This is a genomic window from Pedobacter nototheniae (assembly GCF_032678625.1).
GTDB classification, from domain to species: Bacteria; Bacteroidota; Bacteroidia; order Sphingobacteriales; family Sphingobacteriaceae; genus Pedobacter; species Pedobacter nototheniae_A.
Genome location: NZ_JAVTSO010000003.1, coordinates 271,257 through 296,560, shown reverse-complemented (window position 1 = coordinate 296,560; position 25,304 = coordinate 271,257). Strand labels below are relative to the sequence as shown.

Annotated in this window: 25 protein-coding genes; 13 read left to right on the top strand and 12 right to left on the bottom strand. The window is 36.7% G+C overall.

Going from position 1 to position 25,304, the window contains the following annotated elements:
• Positions 1 to 173: 173 nt before the first annotated feature.
• The 5 genes from R2Q77_RS11500 to mdh all read right to left on the bottom strand — a co-directional run bounded on the left by R2Q77_RS11500 (position 174) and on the right by mdh (position 3,106).
• Positions 174 to 710 (bottom strand): SRPBCC family protein, encoded by a 537-nt coding sequence (locus R2Q77_RS11500; RefSeq protein ID WP_316803883.1) that lies wholly within the window; start codon positions 708 to 710, stop codon positions 174 to 176.
• Positions 711 to 767: 57 nt separating this feature from the next.
• Positions 768 to 1,169 carry a group III truncated hemoglobin gene (locus R2Q77_RS11495; RefSeq protein ID WP_316803882.1) on the bottom strand — a complete coding sequence of 134 codons (402 nt, stop codon included), beginning with the start codon at positions 1,167 to 1,169 and terminating at the stop codon, positions 768 to 770.
• Positions 1,150 to 1,593, bottom strand: coding sequence for a hypothetical protein (locus tag R2Q77_RS11490; RefSeq protein WP_316803881.1), 444 nt, complete (start codon positions 1,591 to 1,593; stop codon positions 1,150 to 1,152). The genes R2Q77_RS11495 and R2Q77_RS11490 overlap by 20 nt, the downstream gene beginning before the upstream one ends.
• Positions 1,594 to 1,658: 65 nt before the next feature.
• Positions 1,659 to 2,084: an aspartyl protease family protein gene (locus R2Q77_RS11485; protein ID WP_316803880.1), complete on the bottom strand. Its 426-nt coding sequence runs from the start codon at positions 2,082 to 2,084 to the stop codon at positions 1,659 to 1,661.
• 83 nt (positions 2,085 to 2,167) lie between these two features.
• Entirely contained in the window at positions 2,168 to 3,106 is a 939-nt protein-coding gene (mdh, locus tag R2Q77_RS11480; protein WP_316803879.1) for a malate dehydrogenase, read from the bottom strand.
• A 154-nt stretch (positions 3,107 to 3,260) separates the two neighbouring features.
• Between mdh and R2Q77_RS11475 the strand changes: the two genes are divergently transcribed.
• Together R2Q77_RS11475 and R2Q77_RS11470 are read left to right on the top strand one after the other, a co-directional pair.
• Positions 3,261 to 3,728: a lipocalin family protein gene (locus R2Q77_RS11475; protein ID WP_316803878.1), complete on the top strand. Its 468-nt coding sequence runs from the start codon at positions 3,261 to 3,263 to the stop codon at positions 3,726 to 3,728.
• Positions 3,729 to 3,733: 5 nt separating this feature from the next.
• The gene (locus tag R2Q77_RS11470) at positions 3,734 to 4,183 is read left to right on the top strand and encodes a lipocalin family protein (protein ID WP_316803877.1); all 450 of its coding nucleotides are present in this window, start codon (positions 3,734 to 3,736) and stop codon (positions 4,181 to 4,183) included.
• Between the two features lie 5 nt (positions 4,184 to 4,188).
• Here the strand turns inward: R2Q77_RS11470 and R2Q77_RS11465 are convergent, their stop codons facing one another.
• Positions 4,189 to 4,878, bottom strand: coding sequence for a DUF6624 domain-containing protein (locus R2Q77_RS11465; protein ID WP_316803876.1), 690 nt, complete (start codon positions 4,876 to 4,878; stop codon positions 4,189 to 4,191).
• A gap of 199 nt (positions 4,879 to 5,077) precedes the next feature.
• Between R2Q77_RS11465 and dnaE the strand changes: the two genes are divergently transcribed.
• The 3 genes from dnaE (at position 5,078) to R2Q77_RS11450 (ending at position 11,310) form a co-directional block, all read left to right on the top strand.
• The gene (gene dnaE / locus R2Q77_RS11460) at positions 5,078 to 9,511 is read left to right on the top strand and encodes a DNA polymerase III subunit alpha (protein ID WP_316803875.1); all 4,434 of its coding nucleotides are present in this window, start codon (positions 5,078 to 5,080) and stop codon (positions 9,509 to 9,511) included.
• Between the two features lie 148 nt (positions 9,512 to 9,659).
• On the top strand, positions 9,660 to 9,980 hold the full coding sequence (trxA, locus tag R2Q77_RS11455; protein ID WP_109923776.1) for a thioredoxin: 321 nt from the start codon (positions 9,660 to 9,662) through the stop codon (positions 9,978 to 9,980).
• A 130-nt stretch (positions 9,981 to 10,110) separates the two neighbouring features.
• The gene (locus tag R2Q77_RS11450) at positions 10,111 to 11,310 is read left to right on the top strand and encodes a PQQ-dependent sugar dehydrogenase (RefSeq protein WP_316803874.1); all 1,200 of its coding nucleotides are present in this window, start codon (positions 10,111 to 10,113) and stop codon (positions 11,308 to 11,310) included.
• A 5-nt stretch (positions 11,311 to 11,315) separates the two neighbouring features.
• Here the strand turns inward: R2Q77_RS11450 and R2Q77_RS11445 are convergent, their stop codons facing one another.
• On the bottom strand, positions 11,316 to 11,780 hold the full coding sequence (locus R2Q77_RS11445) for a hypothetical protein (protein WP_316803873.1): 465 nt from the start codon (positions 11,778 to 11,780) through the stop codon (positions 11,316 to 11,318).
• Positions 11,781 to 11,906: 126 nt separating this feature from the next.
• Positions 11,907 to 12,842 carry a DUF3078 domain-containing protein gene (locus tag R2Q77_RS11440; protein WP_316803872.1) on the bottom strand — a complete coding sequence of 312 codons (936 nt, stop codon included), beginning with the start codon at positions 12,840 to 12,842 and terminating at the stop codon, positions 11,907 to 11,909.
• 154 nt (positions 12,843 to 12,996) lie between these two features.
• Here R2Q77_RS11440 and R2Q77_RS11435 point away from each other — a divergent pair, with 154 nt between their 5' ends.
• The 3 genes from R2Q77_RS11435 to R2Q77_RS11425 all read left to right on the top strand — a co-directional run bounded on the left by R2Q77_RS11435 (position 12,997) and on the right by R2Q77_RS11425 (position 14,978).
• The gene (locus R2Q77_RS11435; RefSeq protein ID WP_316803871.1) at positions 12,997 to 13,914 is read left to right on the top strand and encodes a DUF58 domain-containing protein; all 918 of its coding nucleotides are present in this window, start codon (positions 12,997 to 12,999) and stop codon (positions 13,912 to 13,914) included.
• An 82-nt stretch (positions 13,915 to 13,996) separates the two neighbouring features.
• A complete protein-coding gene (locus tag R2Q77_RS11430; RefSeq protein WP_316803870.1) occupies positions 13,997 to 14,458 on the top strand; it encodes a redoxin domain-containing protein in 462 nt (153 codons plus the stop codon).
• 4 nt (positions 14,459 to 14,462) lie between these two features.
• Positions 14,463 to 14,978, top strand: coding sequence for a DsbA family protein (locus tag R2Q77_RS11425; RefSeq protein WP_316803869.1), 516 nt, complete (start codon positions 14,463 to 14,465; stop codon positions 14,976 to 14,978).
• Positions 14,979 to 15,077: 99 nt separating this feature from the next.
• On the opposite strand, the gene R2Q77_RS11420 is transcribed toward R2Q77_RS11425, so the two are convergent.
• Both R2Q77_RS11420 and R2Q77_RS11415 read right to left on the bottom strand, forming a co-directional pair.
• On the bottom strand, positions 15,078 to 15,932 hold the full coding sequence (locus tag R2Q77_RS11420) for a chitinase (RefSeq protein ID WP_316803868.1): 855 nt from the start codon (positions 15,930 to 15,932) through the stop codon (positions 15,078 to 15,080).
• A gap of 291 nt (positions 15,933 to 16,223) precedes the next feature.
• Complete coding sequence (locus R2Q77_RS11415) at positions 16,224 to 17,225, bottom strand: NADP-dependent oxidoreductase (RefSeq protein WP_316803867.1); 1,002 nt, start codon at positions 17,223 to 17,225, stop codon at positions 16,224 to 16,226.
• A gap of 140 nt (positions 17,226 to 17,365) precedes the next feature.
• Here R2Q77_RS11415 and R2Q77_RS11410 point away from each other — a divergent pair, with 140 nt between their 5' ends.
• Positions 17,366 to 17,704, top strand: a complete 339-nt coding sequence (locus tag R2Q77_RS11410; RefSeq protein WP_316803866.1) for a helix-turn-helix domain-containing protein — start codon at positions 17,366 to 17,368, stop codon at positions 17,702 to 17,704.
• A 95-nt stretch (positions 17,705 to 17,799) separates the two neighbouring features.
• Entirely contained in the window at positions 17,800 to 19,536 is a 1,737-nt protein-coding gene (locus tag R2Q77_RS11405; RefSeq protein ID WP_316803865.1) for a thiamine pyrophosphate-dependent enzyme, read from the top strand.
• Positions 19,537 to 19,675: 139 nt separating this feature from the next.
• On the opposite strand, the gene hppD is transcribed toward R2Q77_RS11405, so the two are convergent.
• Complete coding sequence (gene hppD, locus R2Q77_RS11400) at positions 19,676 to 20,806, bottom strand: 4-hydroxyphenylpyruvate dioxygenase (RefSeq protein ID WP_316803864.1); 1,131 nt, start codon at positions 20,804 to 20,806, stop codon at positions 19,676 to 19,678.
• Between the two features lie 61 nt (positions 20,807 to 20,867).
• Positions 20,868 to 22,034 carry a homogentisate 1,2-dioxygenase gene (locus R2Q77_RS11395; protein ID WP_316803863.1) on the bottom strand — a complete coding sequence of 389 codons (1,167 nt, stop codon included), beginning with the start codon at positions 22,032 to 22,034 and terminating at the stop codon, positions 20,868 to 20,870.
• Positions 22,035 to 22,350: 316 nt separating this feature from the next.
• On the opposite strand from R2Q77_RS11395, the gene R2Q77_RS11390 reads away from it, so the two are divergent.
• The 3 genes from R2Q77_RS11390 (at position 22,351) to R2Q77_RS11380 (ending at position 25,040) form a co-directional block, all read left to right on the top strand.
• The gene (locus R2Q77_RS11390) at positions 22,351 to 23,349 is read left to right on the top strand and encodes a fumarylacetoacetate hydrolase family protein (RefSeq protein ID WP_316803862.1); all 999 of its coding nucleotides are present in this window, start codon (positions 22,351 to 22,353) and stop codon (positions 23,347 to 23,349) included.
• 130 nt (positions 23,350 to 23,479) lie between these two features.
• The gene (locus tag R2Q77_RS11385; RefSeq protein WP_316803861.1) at positions 23,480 to 24,367 is read left to right on the top strand and encodes a flavin reductase family protein; all 888 of its coding nucleotides are present in this window, start codon (positions 23,480 to 23,482) and stop codon (positions 24,365 to 24,367) included.
• Positions 24,368 to 24,650: 283 nt separating this feature from the next.
• Entirely contained in the window at positions 24,651 to 25,040 is a 390-nt protein-coding gene (locus tag R2Q77_RS11380; protein WP_316803860.1) for a hypothetical protein, read from the top strand.
• Positions 25,041 to 25,304: the final 264 nt, after the last annotated feature.

Below are 25,304 nucleotides of genomic sequence, written 5' to 3'. Positions count from 1 at the left end.
AATCAAATCAATTTAAAATTGAATGTTATTTTAACGTAACGAAGACATAATTGTTTGGTGTACTCAAAATAAGCGAATATTAAGGAGCTCCTTTATTTTTATTAAGCAAGTAGAAAATAAAAATAGCCTTTCAAAAACTGATTTCGAAAGGCTATTTATTTAAGGCTGAAAGGCTAAATTCCTTTCTCCGATTTTTCTTTGAGTGATTTTAAACCGCTTTCAAAATCTTTACCAACCATTTTATCCATGTTCATGAAAAGGCACATCCATCGCTGAATCAGATTGTTATTGCCGCTCATGGTCCAGGTTACTTTTTGTGCGCTGCCTTCTGGTTGAATATCAAATTTGGTATTGGCCAAACTTTCAAACGGTTTTATAAATTTTAATTCAATATTAACAAGGCTATTTGGTTTCGCTTCCGTAATTTTCATCGAACCCTGTCCCGTTTCTTTACCAGCCCATTCGTATAAACTACCGGGTTGAGCAACCGGGCCAGATATTGTTATTTTGGCTGTGGGTTCCATTTTGGACCATGTATTCCACTTCGTAAATTCATTAAAATCAGCAATATTCTTATAAATTACACTATCAGGAGCACTAATTTCTATATTGCGCGCAACTGAAAATGTTTTGGGTAAAAAAAGGCCTCCACCGAAAATTATGATTGCCAGGATAACGATTATCCACAGTAAAACTTTAAGAAATTTCATATTTGGTTTGTTTTAGTTACTTAAAGTTAACGATAAACTCAGAAAGAATATAAAATACTATTGGTTTTTAATTGTAATGTGGGGATTAGGTGCATTTAATTTGAAATGCATTAAATCGGCTATAGATTGTGCTTTTTGTTTAATGGTATCTGCATTTTTGCCTTCAAATAATTCATCAACGGTTTGATAAAAGAGGCTTTTCCAGGCGTTAAACTCTTCCTCTTTTAAACTGGTCTTTTCTCTGAGTGCAAAATGGGTAAGCATTGGGTTGCCCTTGTAAATTGCTTTACCAAAAAGAATACTTTCCCAAAAATCATACATCTTAGGTAAATGATGCGCCCAGTTTACTTTTGCAACCTCAGTAAATATTGGCCCGATTTGAGTATTTTGTTCAACCTTGTTATAAAAAGTATCAACCAGTAGTATAATATCCTGGCGATTAAGAATATCTTTTTTCATGTTTTAAATCTTTAAGGTTTAAAAAGCCAAGCGTAATCAGCAACAAGAATTTAATTACCTCTACAATTATGTATAGAATATGATGAATGCTTTCTGGAATAAATTTTCCGCTCAGGACTAATTTAGCGCTTTCATCCAAAATGGGTAAAAGCCAAAAAGTATCCATTAATAGCAAAACCAAAATTAAGGAGAGTAACAAGCCTTTAAACGATTTTAACTTGAAATCGTATAGGCAAACTATGATAACCAGTATTAAAACAATTTCAACTTTATTCAAGGCCTGAAAAACCAGCTGGCCAATGCCTAAACCTAATGGAATGGTAATACCGGGTGCCTGAAATTTTAAAGGTGCTTCTAAAAAGCTAATTCCTGCAATAAGGCCAGACCAGAAAATAATACAAAATGTTGCTAAATACTTTTTCATTTAAGAAACAAATATCAGCTTAAAACACTTTTAAAAAATGATTTTAGTCATAAAACCAAAAGATATTATTTATACAGCGTCAATTCAAGGGTAGCATAATTTATAGTTGCCTGATATTCCGTTAAAATATCGCCGCCAATAATGCTGGCAATAGGAGGGTGTCCAAACTGCTGGTAGGTTTCGCTTACCGATTGCAAATCGAAAGCTACTGCGTGGTAATCTTTAATTTTAAGTTTGCCAATTTTTAATTCTGGTATAGTAGCCTGTATGGTGGTGGTGGTGGTAAAAAGTGTGGCTGCATTAATTTCATCGCTTACCTGCAAAGTTTCGGCAAGGTGTTGTTCTATCAGGGCCTTATCAAATACACTCCTTGATGCTCCGGTATCCAGCACGGCAAAATGCTTTTTTTTAAAAACAACAACTTCCATCAAAAGATGGAAGCCGTCATCTTGTAAATTAATTAGTTTAAGTGGGATTGAAATTGTTTTCATTGATTTTCAAGCTGCCATGCTGAGGTACGGAGTATCTGTTTTATTGGTTGCAAATACTTTTTATCTTAACATGGCAAGTAAATTTATACCAATTTCATTTCGGCCAGTACACTATTCATATTTCTAACCGCATCGGCACTTTTGTTAAATGCAGCCTGCTCCTCATTTGTTAATTTAAAATCAATAATTTTTTCCCAGCCGCTGCGGCCAATAATTACCGGAACACCTAAGCAAATATCTTCCTGTCCGTATTCTCCTTCTAAGGAAACGCAGCAGGTAAAAAGTTTTTTCTCGTCGCGTAAAATGGCTTCAACCAAAGCAGCACCGGCAGCACCTGGTGCGTACCAGGCAGAAGTACCAATTAATCCGGTAAGCGTTGCGCCCCCAACCATGGTATCAGCAGCCACTTTATCAAGTGTAGCTTTATCTAATAAATTACTTACAGGTAAACTTTGGTAAGTTGCCAGGCGGGTTAAAGGGATCATAGTGGTATCGCCATGGCCGCCAATAACAAAACCTTGTAAATCGTTAGGGTTACAATCTAAAGCCTGAGATAAATAAAATTTAAATCTTGAACTATCTAAAGTACCACCCATACCAATAATGCGGTTTTTAGGCAAGCCTAAAGATTTAAGTGCAAGATAAGTCATGGTATCCATCGGGTTGCTGATTACAATAATAATCGCTTCAGGAGAGAATTTTAATATATTTTCGGCAACACCTTTAACAATACCTGCGTTTATGCCAATCAGTTCTTCACGGGTCATTCCCGGTTTGCGGGGCAAACCAGAAGTAATTACAACAACATCAGAACCAGCTGTTTTGCTGTAATCGCCGGTTACACCGGTAATTTTTGTATCGAAACCTAAAAGGGTAGCAGTCTGCATCATATCGATGGCTTTACCTTCGGCAAAACCTTCTTTAATATCCAATAACACTAATTCATTTGCCAATTCTTTGCGGGCAATATTATCTGCACATGTTGCGCCAACTGCGCCTGCACCTACAACCGTAACTTTCATATATCTTATTTTATTGGTTTGCTGTATTAATTATCAATCGAAGTTATAAATAAATATAGGCTTAAAAAATCCTTTTCAAAACTTTATAATTTATTGACGGTTTAGTTAGTGTAATCATTCATTTAGATCAGTATTGAAGGGTGGAAAGAAGAATATGGAAAACAAACCAATAGATATACATGTAGATGTTTTAAGTTTTGCAGGGCGGTGGTATTCTTTATATTCCATACCTACATTTATGGATGCGCACTGGCGGCATACTGTAGAAACTTATGTGATTCACCCGGATGGTTACTATGCGGTATTTACCACTTACAATGTTGTTGGCGAAAGGAAGAAAAAATACATGCGTTCTAAATTAACGGTGGTTGCCAAAAGTGGCAATTCGCGTTTAAAAGCGCAGTTTATATGGCCGGTTAAGATTGATTACTGGATTATTGAACTGGCAGAAGATTACAGTTACGTTGTAGTTGGCCACCCTAAGTTTAAGTACCTTTTTATTATGGCACGTAAGCCAGAAATGGATCCCGGTTTGCTGAACGAAATTATTTACCGATGTAAACAACGAGGCTACAACACCGAAAAGCTGGTAAGCCAGGAGCATTTTAAAATTAAGAAATAAGCATTATGGAAAATAAACCCTTAAACAATATAGATTATAAGGCCTTTGAAGGCAAATGGTATTCCTTATATTCCATTCCTACATTAATGGATAAACACTGGAAACAAACTACTGAGACCTATACTTTGAAGGATGACGATTATTTTGATGTGTGCACAACTTATCATAAAGAGGGTAAAACTGAGGAAAAATCAATAAGCTCGAAATTGTTTTTTAAGCAGGATAAGCCTGATGGCGATATGAAGGCACAGTTTTTATGGCCTTTTAAAATTGGTTACTGGATTATCGAAATTGCTGAAGATTATAGTTATGTTGTTGTTGGGCATCCTGATGAGAAGTACCTGTTTATCATGTCTCGGGAACCGAAAATGGAAGCCGATTTATTGGTTCATATTATCGAACGATGCAGGCAAAAAGGGTACGATGTGAGCGAACTGACCAGTCAGGAACATTAACAGAATTATTGTTTAATAATTTTATCAATCTCTGCTTTAGTATAAGCTTTGTAAACCACCCCTAATCTAAGTGCATTTGCTTCTACTGTAGAATCAAAACCAGCTTTTTTGCGTCGTTTATTTACATTTTTAGGATCTTTAATCGGCATCACGTACTGGAAAAATTCTTTTTTACCGGTGCCGGGATTATTAATCATTAGGCCATATACCTGGGTGCCGTAAATTTGGTCTTCTCCTTTTTGAGTCAACTTTCTATCCAGCATCATGGCTACATATTTAAAGGGTAATTCGCCCTTTTTACCAGCTTTTTCTATCAATGGGTAATACGCTGAAATTTTAGTTGGATTGTGTTGGATTACATAAAAGACTGCAGTGTTTGCAGGTTCACCCACTAAGGTTTTGCCTGGATAACCATATTTAGAAATAATAATTTCTACTTTTTTAAGATTAGCCGAATCAATTTTCGGCATGATGTTCCAGGCATGTTTTTTAAGTTCCTCTTTCGGGTAATTAAAAAATTGCGCGAGGGTATCTTTTCTTTTTTCTGAGGTTTCTGAATCAACAAATTCCCGTATTCCCTGGTCGGTCTGCAAGATTGAATCAAGTTGTTCTTTCAGTTTTAAATGAACAGGTTTCTGCGCTAAAGTTGCAACAGCGCTAAAAATCATAAATAAAAGTAAAGAATAGATTTTCATATCGAGTTGTTTAATATTTTAAATCTACGAATATTCCGTAGATTTATGTTGCTTTAACTTTTTTTAACAAACAAGGATTGAAAAAAAATCGTTGCCATGTTAATTTATGTTGATAATTTACTGACAACTTCCGGCACCAAATTTCTTATTTTTGAAGAACCGTTTATATTCCCAAACGGCTAATTCTTTACTGCAACATATGTACTTAATTTTTGATACTGAAACCACTGGTTTGCCCCGCAATTATAATGCACCCATTACCGATACGGATAACTGGCCGCGTTGTATTCAGATTGCCTGGCAACTGCACGATGAGATGGGGAGATTGGTTGAGCATCAGGATTATTTAGTTAAGCCTGAGGGTTTTAATATTCCATACGATGCGGAACGAATTCACGGTATTTCTACCGAACTGGCTACCGAACAGGGAATTGGTTTTGACGAAATGCTGGCGAAATTTAATGAAGTTTTAAATAAAGCCAAATTTATTGTCGGCCAAAATGTTGGTTTCGATGTAAATATTATGGGTTGCGAGTTTCACCGCTTTGGGGTTGCCAATCGCATGGCAGAAATGCCGGTATTAGACACCTGTACGGAAATAACCGCCGATTTATTGAAGTTGCCTGGAGGTAGGGGTGGCCGTTTTAAACTACCCACTTTAACTGAACTGCACTCTTATTTATTTGGTGTTCCTTTTAGTGAAGCGCATAACGCAACTGCCGATGTGGAAGCCACAACCCGTTGTTTTTTAGAGCTGGTTAAAAGAGAAATTTTTAAGAAAGAAGAATTATTAGTTGATGTTGAATATTTTCCACGTTTCAGGGAGCTTAATCCCGGTGAAATCGGAACTTTTGGAATACAACATGTTAACCTAAAATCGGCATCGGATGAAATTCGAAAACGCATTCAGAAAGCCGAAGGCGGAGGCGTTTCAAAACAAGCACTTGCCGAAAATAAACAAGAACTTGCTGCAGCTACTTTTGTACACCTGCACAACCATACCCAGTTTTCTGTTTTACAAAGTACCATCAGTATCCCTGACCTGGTAAAAGCTGCTGCGGCACAGAAAATGCCGGCTGTAGCCATGACCGATCATGCCAATATGATGGGCGCATTTCACTTTGTAAACCATGTTTTAAACCACAACAAAGCGGCAGAAGCAAAAAATGCAACTGCAATTGAAGCCGGAGAGCGTCCTACAGAAATTGTAATGAAACCTATTGTAGGTTGCGAATTTTTTGTTTGTGATAATCATTTGGATAAAACTGTTAAAGATAACGGTTACCAGATGGTGCTATTGGCGAAAAATAAAAATGGCTATCATAATTTAGCCAAAATGTCATCTATAGCTTATACAAAGGGTTTTTATTACGTTCCTCGTATCGATAGGGCGGTGATAGAGCAGTATAAAGACGATATTATTGTTTTGTCGGGTAACCTTGGCGGCGAAGTATCGAACAAGCTTTTAAACATGGGCGAAACCCAGGCCGAAGAAGCTTTAATTTGGTGGAAAGAGAAATTCGGTGTGGATTTTTACGTCGAAATTATGCGCCACAACCAGGAAGATGAAGACCGTGTAAATGTTGCTTTAATTAGCCTGGCCAGAAAGCATGAGGTGAAAATGGTGGCCACCAATAATACCTACTACATCAATAAAAAGGACGCAAATGCCCACGATATTTTACTGTGTGTAAAAGATGGCGAAAAGCAAGCTACGCCAATAGGTCGTGGCCGAGGCTATCGATACGGTTTGCCAAATCAGGAGTATTATTTTAAAAATGGGGAGGAAATGAAGGCACTTTTTGCCGATTTGCCTGAAGCAATTTTAAATATACAGGAGGTTGTAGATAAAATTGAAATCTACAAACTTGCCCGTGAAGTACTCTTACCTAAATTTGATATTCCGGAGCAATTTTTGGTTGCCGAAGATGAAGAAGACGGAGGGAAGCGTGGTGAAAATAAATATTTACGCCACTTGACTTATGAAGGTGCAAAGATCAGGTATGGCGTGCTTACGCCAGATGTGACCGAACGACTGGACTTTGAACTGCAAACCATTGAGAAAACGGGTTACCCGGGTTATTTCTTAATTGTACAGGATTTTATTGCTGAGGCACGCCGAAGAGATGTATCAGTTGGGCCAGGCCGTGGCTCGGCAGCCGGATCAGTAGTGGCTTACTGTTTATGGATTACCAATATTGACCCGATTAAGTACGATCTCCTTTTTGAGCGTTTCCTGAATCCCGATCGTGTATCCATGCCCGATATTGATATTGATTTTGATGATGAGGGCCGTGGCCGTGTTATGGAATACGTAATTAATAAATACGGATCCAGTCAGGTAGCGCAAATCATCACCTATGGTACTATGGCGGCAAAATCATCTATTCGGGATACTGCCCGTGTATTGGATTTGCCACTTTTTGAGGCAGATAAAATTGCCAAGCTGATTCCAAATATGAAGCTGGCCAAAATCTTTAACCTTGATGAAAAGACTTTAAAGGATTCTTTACGCCCTGATGAGTATGAACGCGTACTTGAACTGAAGGCTATGGGCCTTTTAAAAGATTTAAGTGCCGAAACCATTCAGCAGGCACAAGTTTTAGAAGGATCGTTACGCAATACCGGTATTCATGCCTGTGGAGTAATTATTACCCCGAGTGATATTACCAATTTCGTTCCGGTTGCTACCGCTAAAGATTCTGATTTATATGTTACCCAATTTGATAACTCTGTTGTAGAAAGCGCGGGTTTATTAAAAATGGACTTTTTGGGCCTAAAAACCCTAACCTTAATAAAAGATACGGTTAAACTGGTTAAGAAAAGACATGATATAGACCTCGATCCGGATAATTTTCCAATTGATGATGTACTGACTTATGAGCTTTTCCAGCGGGGCGAAACCATCGGTATTTTCCAGTATGAGAGTCCGGGTATGCAGAAATACATGAAAGAGTTGAAACCTACGGTTTTTGACGATTTAATTGCCATGAATGCATTATACCGTCCGGGACCAATGGAGTATATTCCAAGTTTTGTGCGCCGGAAAAATGGTGAAGAAGACATTAAGTACGATTTAGATGCCTGCGAAGAATATTTAAAAGAAACGTATGGAATTACGGTTTACCAGGAGCAGGTAATGCTTTTATCGCAAAAACTGGCTGGTTTTACCAAAGGTGAGGCCGACGTTCTGCGTAAGGCGATGGGTAAAAAGCAGAAAGATGTACTGGATAAAATGAAGCCTAAATTTGTTAAGCAGGCTGCAGAAAAAGGCCATGATGCAACAACTTTAGAAAAAATATGGAAAGATTGGGAGGCATTCGCATCCTATGCTTTCAATAAATCGCACTCTACCTGTTATGCCTGGATTGCTTATCAAACCGCTTATTTAAAGGCGCATTACCCTGCAGAATATATGGCTGCGGTACTTTCGAACAACATGAGTGATATTAAACAGGTTGCCTTTTTTATGGAGGAATGCCGCCAGATGGGGGTTGTGGTTTTAGGACCTGATGTGAACGAATCAGACCTGAAATTCTCTGTAAATACTAAAGGTGAAGTTCGTTTCGGTATGTCAGCGGTAAAAGGCGTTGGAGAAAAGGCGGTAGAGAGTATTATTGAAGAACGTTTGGCTAATGGCAATTTTGCAAACGTTTACGATTTTGCTAAAAGATCAAATACCCGGATTGTAAATAAAAAGGCTTACGAAAGTTTTGTGTACAGTGGTGCTTTTGATGCATTTGGCGGGCATAGGGCACAGTATTTCTATATTGGGCCAAATGATAAAATGAATGGCATCGAAAAAATCATCAAATATGCCAACGATTTCCAGAACAATGAAAGTACCTCTCAAGCTTCTTTGTTTGGTGGATCAAAAGCCGATTTAATTCTGGAACCTTCACTTCCGGTTTCGCCTGAATGGGCTTTGATTGATCGTTTAAAATACGAAAAAGATGCGATTGGAATCTTCCTTTCAGGCCACCCACTTGATAATTATAAATTAGAACTCGATCGTTTCTGTACGCATAATGTTAAGCAGCTTAGTATTATCAATAAAGTGCGGATGGGTGATACAAACGAAGAGGTTTTGGGCGAGTTTGACAAGTTGAAAAACCGTGAACTTTGTGTGGGTGGTTTAGTGGTAACGGCTTCGCAAAGGGTAACTAAAACCGGAAAACCGTTTGGAACCTTTGTTTTTGAAGATTATGATGACGCTTGTGAAATGGCATTATTTGGGGAAGATTTTATTAAGTTCAAATCCTTTTTAACGGAAGGTTATTTCCTTCAAATCAGAGGGAGGGTAGGAGAACGTTTTGGTAAAGCCGGAGATTGGGAATTTAAAATTACAGCCATTAATTTGCTATCTGATTTACGCGATAAGTTAGCCAAAAGTATTACCATCCAGGTGCCTATTGAACGGATTAATGATGAGCTGATGCGACAAATTGAGGCCATATTAGCAGACAATAAGGCGAATTCTGAGCAGCAAAACTGCCAGTTGAATTTTGCTATTTACGATAGAGAAAAGGAAATTATGTTAGATTTACCATCTAAAAGTCTTAAAATAAATCCAAACAACAGGTTTTTAGAACAATTGATTGGGTTACATGTTGTAAATTATAAGTTAAACTAAGATTTAAGGCAGAAAGTTTAAAGGTGAAAACGCCTAATCATATGCCTTCTATCTTTAAGCGCTCTCCCTCAGAATAATGTCAAATTGGCATTACGTTATAGCTGGCATTAGAATTGAATACATATATTTGAACATAAAAAAAATAATTATGGCATTAGAAATCACAGATGCAAACTTCGAGGAGCTTGTATTAAAATCAGATAAACCCGTATTAGTAGATTTTTGGGCAGAATGGTGTGGCCCTTGTCGCATGGTTGGTCCTGTAGTAGAAGAAATCGCTAAAGAATATGATGGTAAAGCAATCGTAGGAAAAGTGAATGTTGATAACAACCCTCAAATTTCTATGCAATTTGGAATCAGAAACATTCCTGCTTTGTTATACTTCAAAGATGGTCAAGTTGTTGATAAACAAGTTGGAGCCGTTCCGAAATCAGTATTGGCTGAAAAATTAAACAAGCAATTAGCTTAATTAATTTAAAAACAAAAAAGATTAAAGCCTCAAGGCTTGTAACATATTTAAAACCCGGGTTCGATTATTGGATACCGGGTTTTTTATTAGATAATTTTTTTGTTCTTTTAAACAAATAATCATTTTCCTTATGAAACTGTTCACTAACAAAACATCGAATTTACTAATAGCCGGTTGCCTATTAAGTGTGGTTGCACTTGCTCAAAGCCCGGTCGAAATTCAGGAGCCTTCAGCAGATTTTAAACCTGCTTTTGCCGGACAAACCAGAATTAAAGGTGTAAAAACAAATACCGCATTAAACATTACCATCATCAATTCGAAACTAGAAAATCCCTGGGGCATTTCTAATCTTCCTAACGGTGGTTTTTTAATTTCTCAAAAAGCCGGAACAATGGTTATTCTAACCGCGGATGGAAAGTTAAGTAAAAAAATAACTGGCCTGCCAAAGGTTGATCCTTCAGGGCAGGGCGGCTTGCTGGATGTAACGCTTGATCCTAATTTTGCTAAAAACCGAATGGTATACTGGGCATATTCGGAAGCGCAGAGCAAGGGCGTTTTACTGGCAATTGCAAAAGGCAAATTATCTGCAAATGAAACTTCTATAGAAAATCAAACGATTATTTATCGCGCTACACCAGCATATTCGGGTAAACTGCAATATGGTTCGAGAATTGTTTTTGATAAAAATGGAAACCTGTTTGTAAGCACTGGCGAGCGTTCGGGCAACGATATCAGAATCCAGGCACAATATTTAAATTCTTCTTTAGGTAAAATTCTTCATTTAACACCTGAAGGAAAACCAGTAGCAAACGGTCCATTTGCAGGCAAGACAGATGCAAGACCAGAAATATATGCTTATGGATTGCGTAACCCTGACGGTTTAGCCATTAATCCGCAAACTGGCGATTTGTGGGAAGCAGAATTTGGGCCTAAGGGTGGCGATGAAATTAATATTATTAAACCAGGTAAAAATTATGGCTGGCCAATTATTACTTACGGAACCGAATATAGCGGTAAAAAAGTAGGTGATGGCATCCAGCAAAAAGAAGGTATGGAACAACCAGTTTATTACTGGAACCCCAGCATATCTCCAGGTTCCATTGCTTTTTATAACAGCAACAGTATAGCTGAATGGAAAGGTAATTTATTTGTTGGTGCACTCAGCGGATCACACATCATTCGCTTAGTTATTAATGATAATAAAATTGTTGGCGAAGAAAGATTTTTAGAAGGTAAGGGCGAACGTTTCCGGGATCTTGTTGAAGGTAAGGATGGAGCGTTGTATGCCATTACCGATAATGGAAATTTATACAGAATCGCTAAAAAGTAAGGGCTTTAAAAAGCGTAATTTTCCTTTTCCTGAAGTAACAGCTCTTCCTTTATTAGTTGTTTTTTTAATAATTTTTTCAAGAAATTAATAGAAAAAAAGAAAAATGGAACGGATACAATGCTGACTGCATAAATTAATGTTGGAACTGGTTCTGTATAAAAGCCCAATAAAAAGCCGATTTGTAAAATGCTAAGCAGTATAAAAAATATTGATGCTGGCCAGATGATTATTTTTATGCTTTTTAAAAGTTTATTAAGTTCTTCAGAACCTTCAATTTTTAGAACCATATATTTTAGGAAAAATATCAGTAGTGCAGTCAATAAAAAAAGGTTCCTAAACAAATCCTCAGTATTGTGATCTTGTTTTAAGATTTTTAGTACATTAAAAACCAAATTAACTGTAATTGTATTTATAATTAATCCATTAACGATTAATATGGTATAGGTAATAAAATTTTCTTTTTTAGTCATTTGGAGCGAGGTTTTTTACTAAAGTATGAAATCCAGTTATAAGAAACAAACCCCGTAGATTTCTAAAATCTACGGGGTTTATCAATATTTTATTGTCCAGATCGTGTTATGTTTCAATTAAATCGGTTAGTATTTCCCAAATTTATAGGTTAAGCCTACACCCAAAGTTTCTTTAAGCTGTAATTTCCCAATCTGGTTATTGTCGTAAAATAAATCTGCTGTAATTTGCGTAGAAATAAAGCGATTAACTTTAAGGTCTAATATGGCTGAATAAGCTAATACTAAATTCTGCGGATCTTTCAAGTAGTTGCTGAATATGCCAAAACGGTTATCTAAAAGAATGTTTTCCATCAACTTTGTTTTATAACGGCCACCAACATAGGCGCCAAACTGATAAACGAAATGTTTACCGGGATCGACACCAAATGCCTGGGTTAAAATGCCATCATGATCCGGGTCAAAAACGGCATCATCCTGAACAAAAGTTAAGCGTGATGTTAAAGGACGGATATTGATTTGAAAATTATCGTTTGGAATATAATCTATTCCCAGCCCGAAGGTTAAATAACCAGGAGATAAAAAGTTAGATAAATAGCCCTGGTCTGGTTTGCTGTAATCGTAACCTTTGCTAAACTGAGTTTTAATGTTTAAACCAGCAGCAGCATACCAATTGCTTTGTTTAATCTGGTAACCATAGTTAGAGGTAAGGTCTATCACATCTTCAACTTTTGTGGTTTGGCTTTTTTGTTCAGAACGTAAACCATAGCCCATTAAAATGCGGTTTTCCCAAAGGTTTTTTCCTCTTTTAAGGTTAAACTCATAATCAGCCCTGGCGGTTAATGCTACAGAATTTATCCCGCCTGCAACCCAATTGGAGAATGCCGCCTGGTTTAATAAAAATGTGTTTGTACCACGAACTGTCCAACCTTCCTGCTTTTTTGCAGTATCCAGTTTACTCGCCAGTTTGGCACTTTCAGTATCTACTTTACCGTTTTTAACACTTTGTCCAAAACTATAAAGACTTATCAGGGATGATAAAATTAATAGTAGGTATTTTTTCATGGTTATTAGATTTTTTATAAAACTAATAATTAAAAATAACTTTCGCACCTACGCTGTGTTATATAGATACAGTTGCTGTATGCAAAGCATTAATAAGTAGATGCTGATTTTTACTATTCAATAAAAGAATAAAATACTTTGTTTAGCTTTACGTATGCACACAATTAATTATGGCAACGAAACGGGGTATGGTAATTTAGAGTTGCTTGCCCAGCAGGTTGTTGAAGGTTTTATAACAGGTTTACATAAGAGTCCTTTTCATGGTTTTTCGGTAGAGTTTGCAGAGCATCGCCAATATAACATTGGCGATAATGTTAAAAATATTGATTGGAAACTATTTGCTAAAACAGATAAATTATACACAAAAAGATTTGAAGAAGAAACGAATTTAAGGTGTCAGTTTGTAATTGATGCATCTTCATCCATGTACTTTCCAGAGCCTGCTTATAATAAACTTAGTTTTTCTATTCAGGCCACCGCTTCTTTAATGTATTTGTTAAAAAAGCAGAGAGATGCATTTGGCTTAAGTTTATTTACAGATGAAATACTGTTAAACGCTCCTGCAAAATCCACTACAGTCCATCAAAAATTCCTATTTGCACAACTGGAAGATTTGTTGCAAAAACCAAAAGTAAATGCACAAACAAATTTAAGTGAAGCGCTACACCAGGTTGCCGAATTAATTCATAAACGATCGCTGGTTATTATATTCAGTGATTTATTTAACACAGAAACCAATCAACAAAAAACAGATGAGTTTTTTGATGCACTGCAACATTTAAAGTTTAATAAACACGAAGTTGTGGTGTTTAATGTAGTTGATCAATCAAAAGAAGTCGATTTTGAATTTGAAAACCGTCCTTATCAGTTTATAGATATGGAAACGGGAGCAAGTATAAAAGTACATACCAGCCAGGTTAAAGCTAATTATAAACAAGCTATAACCGATTACCGGCAACAAATAGCCCTAAAATGCACACAGTATAAAATAGATTTGATAGAGGCTGATATGGCAGATGGTTTTTATCCCGTGTTACAATCTTATCTGATTAAAAGACAGAAAATGGGGTAATTAATTCAGATTTAGTCCTGAGGTTACAAACAAGAAAGCGTTTATACTGTTAATAAAATAATCATCATTTAAACCCAGAAATATGTTAAAGAAAGGCGCAACAGCACCAGATTTTGAATTGAATGCAACCCCTGACCAAAAGATAAAACTTAAAGATTTTAAAGGGAAAAATGTAATTCTTGCCTTTTATCCGGCAGATTGGAGCCCTGTATGCAGTGATCAAATGGCACTTTATAACGAAATGCTCAAATATTTTTCCAAACAAAATGCGCAGATTTTTGGCATTTCTGTGGATAGCGTATGGTGTCATTTAGCTTTTGAAAATGATAGAAAGTTACACTTTCCTTTACTGGCAGATTTTGAACCCAAAGGCGCCGTATCTAAAGCTTATGGTGTATATGATGAAGAAGTAGGCGAGAGCAAAAGAGCCCTTTTTGTAATTGATAAAGATGGCAAAATTGCCTGGAGTTATTTATCACCAACAGCTGTTAATCCGGGAGCAGATGGTATTTTGGATGCATTAGAAGAAATAAATAAAGGTTAATTTTATGAGTTTGAAACCAGCAGTAGGCAGTCAGGATCATGTTCAGGGTGATGATTCCGCTTCAATAGAAATAGTAGAATATGGCGATTATGAATGTCCGCATTGTGGAAATGCCTATCCAATTATAAAGGAAATCCAGGAGACTTTTGGTGATCAGATTCGCTTCGTTTTTCGGAATTTTCCTTTGTCCGAATCGCATGAATACGCTTTTCCTGCTGCTTTAGCTGCCGAAGCTGCGGCCTTGCAGGATAAATTCTGGGAAATGCACGATGCACTTTATGAAAATCAACATCGAATTGATAATGATCTTTTTGAAGAACTTGCAGAACAATTGGGACTCGATATTGATCAGTTTAAAAAAGATATTGAATCCACTAATTTAGAGCAAAGAGTAGAATTTGATTTTGAAAGTGGCGTTAGAAGTGGCGTAAATGGAACGCCATCATTTTATGTAAACGGCGAAAAATTTGACGGCGGTGTAACTGATTTATATCAAATGCTAAAAGAAAGCACAGAATAAAAATTTGTTGCGTTTAAATTTAATCTGTGAAACCGGCAATGGTTAATTGCCTTTTAGATTAAGGCCTAAATCATCTTTCGTTAGCTGGATTTGTTGAGTTTATGTGCCAGCTGGTTGCATTTGTGCACATGAACAGCTACAATTAACATCTTTAATTTTAAATATTTCTAAAAAGTGTTGATAAAATCCAATTCTATCTTTCATTGCCGGTACATTTTGGCCTTTACCACATTCGAGTTTACCATTAATAATGTTAATTGTCATGCCAAAACCTGAGGTATAACCTTTTTGACTTTCGGCAGCAGTTGGTTTCCATTTACCAGTTATTACATCGTGGGCCGAAGGTTTTAAGCTCTGGGGCGTCATCCAGAAATAGATTGCTGTTTTAAAGGCAATTTTTGCATCCGAACTTACCAGATCAGGGTTATTTAATAAAATATTTTTATCACCAAAAATACAATCAGAGGCAAAACCATAATTTCCGTTATAGCTTAGCTGCAAAGGACCGCGACCATAATATTTTTTTCCTTTTACTGCAGGGTAAATTACATTTTGACTAATATAAGCAGAGTCTGTTGCTGCTTCCTGAACCAGCATTAAACCATCATTAAATTTATTGTTCATTCCATTTCTGGTTTCGTGCGCCATGTGTGCAAATATTGCGGCAAGCTCTTTTTTGCTGGTGCAAAAATCTGCATAATCAATATCGGTGATTTGATAAGGTTTTTGTTTCGCCCAATTTTCTTCCCAATCTTTATCCTGCCTTACAACGGTTATTTTTCCTGTTTTTTTATCTTTTCGGCTAATTTTATAAATCCAGTCTCCACGTTTTTCAATTTTTATTTTAATGGAAGCCATTTCATTAAAAGCTGCTTCAAAGGCACTGTAACTGTAAAACTTATTTCTGGTTGGAAAACAAAGGTTAAACTCTTTCTCTGATAGAATGGGTTTCATCAGGTTACTTTTTTTAGCCTTAAAACCTGACATTAAAAGAATAAGCAAAAGGGGTAAAATGGCAGAATTAAAATGTTTAAGCCTCATAGGAGAATGTATGGATAAATATAAACAAAAAACCCTCATATATTTTTAACAATACATGAGGGATCAGATAAGGGTAACCGGAAAACTAAAAAACTAATTATGAGTTTTTAGAATTTAACAAAACGGAAATCGCTTCTTATGTTTTGTTGTTTCAAAGGTGCAGTTCAATTATGAAGTTTTAGTGAAGATTAACTTCATCTTACACTAATCTATGCGCATCACTAATTTTTTACCTCTTGTTAAATTGTCTTCCATTAACTTATGAGCATGTTGTACCGTTTTTACAGAGAAATTACCCACAATATTAATTGCAGCTGTATCTAATTTGTTGCCTTCAATCAAATCTTTTAACTGGTTAAGTGTTTCTCCATACCATTTGAGGTTATTATTTAAAGTAAATGCATAATTTGAAATATTTAAAATGGTGGCACCTTTATCAAATAAAGTTTCCCTTGTTTTTTCTGTCGCTAAAAAGGTAATATCTGCATAGGTACCATTTACCATTAAAACAGATGCTGCAATTTCTGCTGATTGACCACCGACAAGATCTACTGCAAAATCAAAATGTTGTTGTTGGTTTGCCATTAATATTCTGTTTTGTAGATCAGGGTTTTTATAGTTTAAAATCTGATCGTCATTAAGCCCCATATTTTTAATGGCTTTAATACTTTCGATATTTCCAGCCGTGGTTATAATTTTATTGATGTGGTTGGATTTTAATAATTTAATTAAAAAGGAGCCCACAGCGCCACTTCCTCCATTTATAAAAATGCTTTGATTTGCTTTAATGTCCAGGCGCTTAAAAGTTTGCCAGGCAGTTAAACCTGCAGAAGGAATGGCAGCAGCCTGTTCAAAACTTAAATTTTTTGGCTTTTGTGCTGCCTTTTTTTCTGTGAGCGTCATGTATTGGGCATAACTTCCATTTGATCCGCTGCTTCCGGATGCCGCATAAATTTCGTCGCCCGGTTTAAAATTTTTAACCTTTTCTCCAATTTGTTCTACAATGCCTGCAAGTTCACGACCTAAAACGGGCGAATTCATCAACTCGCTTTCTCTTTTGCCAAGGCGCATCTGATAATCTATGGGGTTAAAGGCCGTTGCTTTTAACCGGATTAATATTTCGTCTCCTGTAGGTTTGGGTACACTCATATCTACTAATTCAAAATGATCTGAACTTCCAAACGCTTGTAATGTAATAGCTTTCATGGATATTATAATATGCCTTTTTTATGATCAGGCGGTGAATAATTTCATTTTTTGTTTTTATACCTTAGTCAAAGTTGATTTAATAAAACTTGCCAGGCAATGGCTTGTTTTATTTGGAGTTACTCAAAAAGAAGTGAGTTATGGTGAAAGAAAATTCCTCAAATGCATTAAATAAGGCATTTTTATTAAATTCATGCCGCATAAATGGCGCTTTAGATGTGATTTCGGGTAGATGGAAAGCATTAATCCTGATTCATATTTTTGAAGGTGTAAACCGTTTCAGCCGGTTAAAAAATGTATTGCCCTCTATATCCGATCAGGCCTTGGGTAAACAGTTAAAAGAACTGGAGGCAGATCGGTTGCTTATCAAAGAAATTATTGCTGAGGTACCAGTGCGGGTAGATTATCATTTAACTGAAAAAGGACTGGCATTAATGCCCATTCTGACTAATCTTTCTGAATGGTACGATACTAAATAGATTCAGTTTGATGGTTTTTACATGACAGTGGGGCTAAAACAATTTGTTGCTTTTTGAGGTATTTAAATCAATATTTATTTTTAAAGATAAATTTCATGAGTAAAAATGTTGCAGAACAATTGGTTGAAATGCTGGTTGAAGTTGGTGTAAAGCGAGTTTACGCGGTAACAGGCGATAGCCTGAATTATTTTAATGATGCTGTTAGAAAAAACGGTAAAATTAAATGGATACATGTTCGTAACGAAGAAGTTGGGGCCTTTGCTGCTGCTGCTGAAGCGGAACTGGATGGTATTGCCTGTTGTGCAGGTAGCTGCGGGCCTGGGCACGTACACTTAATAAATGGTTTGTACGATGCACACCGGTCTCATGTTCCGGTGATTGCAATTGCCTCAACCATTCCAACGAATGAGTTTGGTATGGAATTTTTTCAGGAAACCAATACCATAAAATTATTTGACGATTGCAGCTATTATAACCAGGTTGCAACCACGGCAGAACAGGTTCCAAGAATGTTCCAAACAGCTTTGCAACATGCCATTCATAAAAAAGGTGTTTCGGTATTTGGCTTACCTGGCGATGTTGCCCAACTGCCGGCAGTAGAAAGTGTTACTTCCATGCAGTTATTTAGAAATAATCCGGTTATCCGCCCTGCTGATGAAGAATTGAACGCTTTGTCAACTTTACTGAACAGCGAAAAAAAGATAATGTTGTACTGTGGGATAGGTGCCGCCGAAGCGCATGATGAGGTTATAGAACTGGCTGAAAAATTAAAAGCACCGGTGGGTTTTTCTTTCCGCGGTAAAATGAGCATTCAATATAATAACCCTTACGAAGTTGGTATGACCGGGCTTTTAGGGCAGCCATCTGCCTATCATAGCATGCACGAGGCTGATGTTGTATTGTTGCTCGGAACCGATTTTCCGTATTATAATTTTATGCCTGAAAAAAATAAAATTATACAGATTGATGAAAAACCTGAGCGGTTGGGAAGAAGAGCGAAATTAACCATGGGTTTATGTGGCAATATTAAAGATTCTATAAAAGCGCTGTTGCCTTTACTGGATGGCAACCAAGATGAAAATTTCCTTAAAAGCCAGCTGGAATTTTATGAAAAGGTTAAATCTCAGCAACAAACCTATATAGATGATAACGGTTCGGAGGATAAAATTCAGCCAGAATTTGTGGCAGATGTAATTAATCGTTTAGCCAACCAGGATACTATTTTTACAGTTGATACAGGCATGTGCTGTGTTTGGGGCGCCAGGTTTATTGAAGGAACTGGCAAAAGGAAAATGTTGGGCTCTTTTAATCATGGTTCTATGGCTAATGCTATGCCTATGGCCATCGGAGCAGCGTTAAGCCATCCCGAAAGACAGGTAGTTGCTTTATGCGGTGATGGTGGATTATCCATGTTATTGGGCGACCTTGCAACCATTAAACAATACAATTTACCAATTAAACTGATTGTTTTTAACAACAGGGCGCTCGGCATGGTTAAACTTGAGATGGAGGTAGATGGATTACCCGATAATGAAACGGATATGATTAATCCCGAATTTGCTTTGGTTGCGCAAGCTATGGGCTTTAAAGGGGTAACTGTTCGCAAACCAAAAGAGGTAGAACAAGCTATTTCGAATGCTTTTGCTGAAAACGGGCCAGTTTTGGTTAATGTTTTAACTAATCCTAATGCGTTGGCAATGCCGCCAAAAGTTGAGTGGGCACAGATAAAAGGAATGACTGCCTCGATGGCCAAGTTAATGCTTGGTGGTAAAATGGATGAGGTTTTGGATACCATAAAATCTAACTACAAACATCTTGGAGAAGTTTTATAAACCTGGATAAATTTTAAAGAGAATACTTCATCAAGATGCTGGTCTGGAATAAGAAATTTCAGTTAGGGCTTTTAGCAATTATTATAAACAACAAAAGCCGGAATGTTCCGGCTTTTGTTTGGGATAAGCGCAATATAGATTAAAGATTACCTCTTAATTCTTGTTCACGCTCTAAAGATTCAAATAGGGCTTTGAAATTTCCTGCACCAAAGCTTTGTGCGCCTTTACGCTGTATAATTTCAAAGAATAACGTCGGACGGTCTTCTACTGGTTTGGTGAAAATCTGGAGTAAGTAACCTTCTTCATCACAATCAACCAGGATACCTAAATCCTCTAAAATTTTAATTTCCTCATCAATTACGCCAACACGTTCTGGCATCATATCGTAATAAGCTTCGGGTGGAGCGCTTAAAAATTCTACACCACGTGATTTTAGCTCTTTTACAGTTTTAACAATATCTTTTGTAGCCACCGCAATATGCTGCACACCTTCGCCTTCGTAAAATTCTAAATACTCTTCAATCTGTGATTTCTTTTTGCCTTCTGCGGGTTCATTAATCGGAAATTTAGAGAAACCGTTTCCGTTACTCATTACCTTACTCATTAATGCAGAGTATTCGGTATTAATTTGCTTATCATCAAAAGAAAGAATATTTACAAAACCCATTACATCTTCATACCATTTAACGGCTTCATTCATTCGGTTCCAGCCCACATTGCCTACACAATGGTCAATGTATAAAAGTCCGGCATCGGCAGGTGCATAATCGCTTTCCAAAACACGGTAACCCGGAAGGAAAGCCCCTGTATAGTTTTTGCGTTCGATAAACATGTGAACGGTTTCGCCATAGGTATAAATTCCGCTCATTTTTACTTCGCCTTGTTCATCAGTCAAAGTTTGCGGTTCCATATAAGATTTTGCACCACGTTTTGTAGTTTCTTCGTATGCGCTGTATGCATCATCCACCCAAAGGGCCAAAACTTTAACGCCATCGCCATGTTTTTTTACATGTTCTGCAATAGGGTGATCTGATTTTAAAGCCGTTGTTAAAATTAATCTGATTTTGCCTTGTTGTAATACGTAAGAAGCACGATCACGAACGCCAGTTTCAGGTCCGGCATAAGCCAGGCTCTGGAAACCAAAAGCTGTTTTATAATAGTGTGCAGCCTGTTTTGCATTACCCACGTAGAATTCTATATAGTCGGTTCCGTTAATTGGCAAAAAATCCTGCGCTTTCGATATCTTTTCTGCAAATGTTAATGTTTCCATTGTGTTTTTATGTTTTGTTGTAGTATTAATGTGTTATAATAAAATTTTAAGTGTTTCTGAGCTATTCTACGTTAATCTGCCAGCTTTTATGATAGTTTTCATCTTCAATATCCAATGCATCCTGTGTGAGCATTAAAGGCTTAAAGGGGTCAATCATTACTGCAAGTTCATCAGTTTTTTCCTTGCCAATCGATTTTTCTACCGTACCAGGGTGTGGTCCGTGTGGTATGCCGCCTGGATGCAGGGTAATTTGTCCTTTAACAACGCTCTTACGGCTCATGAAATCTCCATCTACATAATAGAGTACCTCATCGCTATCTACATTACTGTGGTTATAAGGAGCAGGAATAGAATCTGGGTGGTAATCGTATTTCCGGGGAACGAAAGAACAAACAACAAAATTATGCCCTTCAAAAGTTTGATGTACGGGTGGCGGTTGGTGTAATCTGCCGGTTATTGGCTCAAAATCGTGGATTGAAAATGCGTATGGATAATGATAGCCATCCCAGCCTACATAATCAAAAGGATGTGTTCCGTAAGTGTATGGATAAATGAGGCCTTGTTTTTTAATCAGAACTTTAAAGTCGCCGTATTCATCGTGGGTTTGCAGATTTTCTGGTAACCTTAAATCGCGTTCGCAATACGGCGAATGCTCCATTAATTGCCCGTATTGATTTAAATAACGTTTGGGCGGGCGCAGCGGACTGAAACTTTCAACAATAAATAAACGATTGTCTTCAGTATCAAATTCCATCTGGTAAATGGTGCCTCTCGGAATAATGAGATAATCGCCATATCCGAATTTAATTTCGCCAAAACCGGTTTTTAATTTACCAGAGCCTTCATGTACAAAAATCATTTCATCAGCCTGGCTGTTTTTATAGAAATAATCTGTCATTGATTTTCTTGGTGCAGCCAAAACAATGTGTAAATCGCTGTTCACTAAAACAGGTTTACGGCTTTTTAAATAATCATCTTCAGGCTTAATTTTAAAACCAATTAAGCTGGTGTGTTTTAAATGCTTTTCGCGTGCAATTTTAGGCTCAACATTGTATGGCTCACCCAAATGTTTTACAATAGTTGGCGGGTGGCAATGGTAAACAAGGGAATAAAGGCTGGAAAAGCCTTCGGTGGATACCAGTTCTTCTGCATAAAGATTTCCATCGGGTTTACGAAAAACCGTATGTCTTTTTGCTGGTATTTGCCCCAATTTATGATAAACAGGCATAATTAAAATGATTTGTGGTTAGAAAAATCTATAGAAATAAACAATTAAAACGGCATTGCGTTTTAATTAAGGAAAAGCACGAAAAATATTAAGAATATTGAGCCATGATCAGCTTGGATAGCATCTTATAACGACGTGCTGCAATGGCATCGTTTACTAAGTTAATATGTAATGCTTTTAAGATCATGCTTTTGAAAGTACTAAAGTAGGCATTTTATTGATAAGATGAAATTTTAACCCTTTAATAAAAAAATAAATTACTTAGTTTTAAGCTATAGCTAATTCGTAGCTTTACCCCGAATTTTAACCAAATCTTATGAAATTAGTATCGTATAAAACTGAAGACAGAGAACATTTAGGCGTTTTTATAAACGGTCACATCTACAATTTAAACAGTTGCGATAAGCTTCTGCCAAATAATATGAACGAATTTTTGCAGGGTGGTGAAGAATTGATGGACCGTGCAAAAAAGGTTGATGTACAGATTAAAGATGGAAGCCTGCAGGCTAAAGAAGAAATTTTTTATGAAGTGCTGGCACCTGTTCCGCATCCGGCAAGCTGCAGAGATGGTTATGCTTTCAGGCAACACGTAGCGGCAGCACGCCGTAATAGGAAAGTAGAAATGATTGCTGAGTTTGATCAGTATCCCATTTTCTATTTTACCAATCATAATGCCATTCAAGGGCCTGGAGAAATTGAGTGTATGCCAGATCATTTTGAGAAGCTGGATTTTGAACTCGAAGTAGCGGTTGTGATTGGCAAAAAAGGAAGAAACATTAAAGCTGCCGAGGCAGATGAATATATTGCAGGTTATATGGTGATGAACGATATGAGTGCAAGAACCCTGCAAATGGAAGAGATGCTTTTAAATCTCGGCCCGGCAAAAGGAAAAGATTTCTCTACGGTAATTGGACCTTGGCTGGTTACACCAGATGAACTGGCAAGCTATAAAGTTGAGGCTAAAAAAGGGCATGTTGGTGCGGCGTATAACTTAAAAATGACATGCAGGGTTAACGGTGTTGAGTTGTCTAACGGAAACATGGCGGATATGGACTGGACTTTCGCTGAAATTATTGAGCGTTGTGCATATGGTGTTGATATTCTACCGGGTGATGTAATTGGATCGGGCACGGTAGGTACAGGTTGCCTGTTAGAGTTAAATGGTACAGGATTATTAAATGATCCTGGTTATACGGTGCAATGGTTACAACCAGGCGATGTTGTTGAAATGGAAATCACCGGATTGGGTGCATTAAGCAATACCATTAAAAAAGTTGATACCGATTTTTCAATTCTTGCACTGAAAAAGAAATAGACACATGGTTTAAAGGCTGGAATGTTCCGGAAACACATTAGTTTCCGGAACATTTTCTTTTACAATCGAGGCATTCATATTAATCTTTAATTTGCTGCAGCTCAATATTCAAACTTAAATTCAAAGGCACGTGCTGACTCTAAAAACATCCGATTTATCTCCCGTTCAATTACAAAATTATTTGCAATATGCCATTGCACCAAGGCCAATCTGTTTTGCTTCTACGATAAATGTTGAAGGACAGATCAATTTAAGTCCTTTCAGTTTTTTTAACATGTTTAGTACAAACCCACCGGTTTGTATTTTTTCGCCTGCAAGACGGGTTCGCGATAACACAACAAAGCATACGCTCGAAAATGTGTTACAGGTTAAGGAATGTGTAATCAATATTGTAGATTATAGTATGGTGCAGCAAATGAGTTTAGCCAGTACAGAATATGCAAAAGACATAAATGAATTTGAAAAGGCCGGTTTTACCATGCTTAAATCTGATTTTGTACAGCCTCCAAGAGTTGCTGAAGCACCTGTACAATTTGAGTGTGTAATTAACCAGGTTATCCCGTTAGGAGAAAGTCATGGTGCAGGGAATTTAATTTTAGCTGAAATAAAACTGATCCATATAAACGAAGCTATTTTAGATGCGGAAGGAAAAATAGATCAGGAAAAAATAGATCTGGTTGCCCGTTTAGGCGGCGATTGGTATTGCAGGGTTACTAAAGACAGTTTGTTTAAGGTTGCTAAACCTCTTGCTAAGCTGGGAATTGGCGTTGATTCTTTGCCGCAACCAGTAAGGTATTCGAAAGTTTTAACAGGAAATGATTTGGGTATGCTGGGTAATGTAGAACATTTGCCAACTGATGAGGAAATTGATTTAATTATGCAGTTACCTGAAGTAAAAGAAGTTTTGGATGCCACCATAGGCGATGCAACCAATAGAGAAAGAGAATTGCACGAATTGGCAAAGTCTTTTTTAGCTAAAGGTGGCGTAGAAATTGCACTGAAAATTGTTTTACTGTAAACGTTATTAAATATAAGTATTTGCTATATTGGTGTTTAAGTTAAAATTATTATGCGCAATTTTTCATTAAATGAAAGGTACATTTCTGTCATTTATAAAAAATACGTAGACAAATTCCAAGTACCAATGAAATTACATCTTGGATACCAGAAAGAAGACCAGAGAGAGAAGTAGAGCTTATTTTTTAATTATTAACAATTATATACATACTGACCGAAGGGAGACAGAAATTGTTACTTATTTAATAAATCCGAAGAATAACGAACCTGGAATATTATTAAAGATGGTTAAAGCAGGCGTAAATTATACAATTGATGAATTTAAGCCTTTTATTTTAAAAAGTTTTGGCTCTATAGGTTTTTCCTTAGGTGCCGAAATAGGTGTTAAAATGGAGTGGGCTAAATACCTTAACTGGTTAAATGATAGACCTGATAAGTTGATAAGAACAGCTAGTTATCTAAGCAAAGGCACTGCATTTTCGAAAATAGCGAAGTTTTCAGGAAAAGTAATGAAGAAATCAGGAATAGCATTAGATTTTTTAGGGACAGCTTTAATTTATTATGATGTTTTAAGTGCAGGATCCCCATCTATTATTGATTCTGATAAAATAATTGAGTCTACAAAAGATGAAATTTCAAAATTATGCCAAAAGAGCCGTCCTTACAACATTTAGTTTATAAATCTAATTATCCTTTTAGCATTTATTTACTTTTCCTTTTACCGGTTATATTCCTTTTACTTTCAATTAAGTATGAACTGAATTTATGGGGCTTGCTTGTTTATTTGCCTATATTTATTGTTTTATTTTATATTTTCTTTTCAAGGTATAGTGCTAAAATTGAGATAAACGATGCTTTCGAAATGAAAATCTTTTACTTTTTCCCTTGGAATAAGGATATTACTTTAAACCTGCATACATTTAATAGATTTGATTATG

Excerpts from the sequence above, each read along its gene's own strand:
- R2Q77_RS11500 (WP_316803883.1), bottom strand. The coding sequence starts at position 710 with ATGAAATTTCTTAAAGTTTTACTGTGGATAATCGTTATCCTGGCAATC.
- R2Q77_RS11495 (WP_316803882.1), bottom strand. The coding sequence starts at position 1,169 with ATGAAAAAAGATATTCTTAATCGCCAGGATATTATACTACTGGTTGAT.
- R2Q77_RS11490 (WP_316803881.1), bottom strand. The coding sequence starts at position 1,593 with ATGAAAAAGTATTTAGCAACATTTTGTATTATTTTCTGGTCTGGCCTT.
- R2Q77_RS11485 (WP_316803880.1), bottom strand. The coding sequence starts at position 2,084 with ATGAAAACAATTTCAATCCCACTTAAACTAATTAATTTACAAGATGAC.
- mdh (WP_316803879.1), bottom strand. The coding sequence starts at position 3,106 with ATGAAAGTTACGGTTGTAGGTGCAGGCGCAGTTGGCGCAACATGTGCA.
- R2Q77_RS11475 (WP_316803878.1), top strand. The coding sequence starts at position 3,261 with ATGGAAAACAAACCAATAGATATACATGTAGATGTTTTAAGTTTTGCA.
- R2Q77_RS11470 (WP_316803877.1), top strand. The coding sequence starts at position 3,734 with ATGGAAAATAAACCCTTAAACAATATAGATTATAAGGCCTTTGAAGGC.
- R2Q77_RS11465 (WP_316803876.1), bottom strand. The coding sequence starts at position 4,878 with ATGAAAATCTATTCTTTACTTTTATTTATGATTTTTAGCGCTGTTGCA.
- dnaE (WP_316803875.1), top strand. The coding sequence starts at position 5,078 with ATGTACTTAATTTTTGATACTGAAACCACTGGTTTGCCCCGCAATTAT.
- trxA (WP_109923776.1), top strand. The coding sequence starts at position 9,660 with ATGGCATTAGAAATCACAGATGCAAACTTCGAGGAGCTTGTATTAAAA.
- R2Q77_RS11450 (WP_316803874.1), top strand. The coding sequence starts at position 10,111 with ATGAAACTGTTCACTAACAAAACATCGAATTTACTAATAGCCGGTTGC.
- R2Q77_RS11445 (WP_316803873.1), bottom strand. The coding sequence starts at position 11,780 with ATGACTAAAAAAGAAAATTTTATTACCTATACCATATTAATCGTTAAT.
- R2Q77_RS11440 (WP_316803872.1), bottom strand. The coding sequence starts at position 12,842 with ATGAAAAAATACCTACTATTAATTTTATCATCCCTGATAAGTCTTTAT.
- R2Q77_RS11435 (WP_316803871.1), top strand. The coding sequence starts at position 12,997 with ATGCACACAATTAATTATGGCAACGAAACGGGGTATGGTAATTTAGAG.
- R2Q77_RS11430 (WP_316803870.1), top strand. The coding sequence starts at position 13,997 with ATGTTAAAGAAAGGCGCAACAGCACCAGATTTTGAATTGAATGCAACC.
- R2Q77_RS11425 (WP_316803869.1), top strand. The coding sequence starts at position 14,463 with ATGAGTTTGAAACCAGCAGTAGGCAGTCAGGATCATGTTCAGGGTGAT.
- R2Q77_RS11420 (WP_316803868.1), bottom strand. The coding sequence starts at position 15,932 with ATGAAACCCATTCTATCAGAGAAAGAGTTTAACCTTTGTTTTCCAACC.
- R2Q77_RS11415 (WP_316803867.1), bottom strand. The coding sequence starts at position 17,225 with ATGAAAGCTATTACATTACAAGCGTTTGGAAGTTCAGATCATTTTGAA.
- R2Q77_RS11410 (WP_316803866.1), top strand. The coding sequence starts at position 17,366 with ATGGTGAAAGAAAATTCCTCAAATGCATTAAATAAGGCATTTTTATTA.
- R2Q77_RS11405 (WP_316803865.1), top strand. The coding sequence starts at position 17,800 with ATGAGTAAAAATGTTGCAGAACAATTGGTTGAAATGCTGGTTGAAGTT.
- hppD (WP_316803864.1), bottom strand. The coding sequence starts at position 20,806 with ATGGAAACATTAACATTTGCAGAAAAGATATCGAAAGCGCAGGATTTT.
- R2Q77_RS11395 (WP_316803863.1), bottom strand. The coding sequence starts at position 22,034 with ATGCCTGTTTATCATAAATTGGGGCAAATACCAGCAAAAAGACATACG.
- R2Q77_RS11390 (WP_316803862.1), top strand. The coding sequence starts at position 22,351 with ATGAAATTAGTATCGTATAAAACTGAAGACAGAGAACATTTAGGCGTT.
- R2Q77_RS11380 (WP_316803860.1), top strand. The coding sequence starts at position 24,651 with ATGGTTAAAGCAGGCGTAAATTATACAATTGATGAATTTAAGCCTTTT.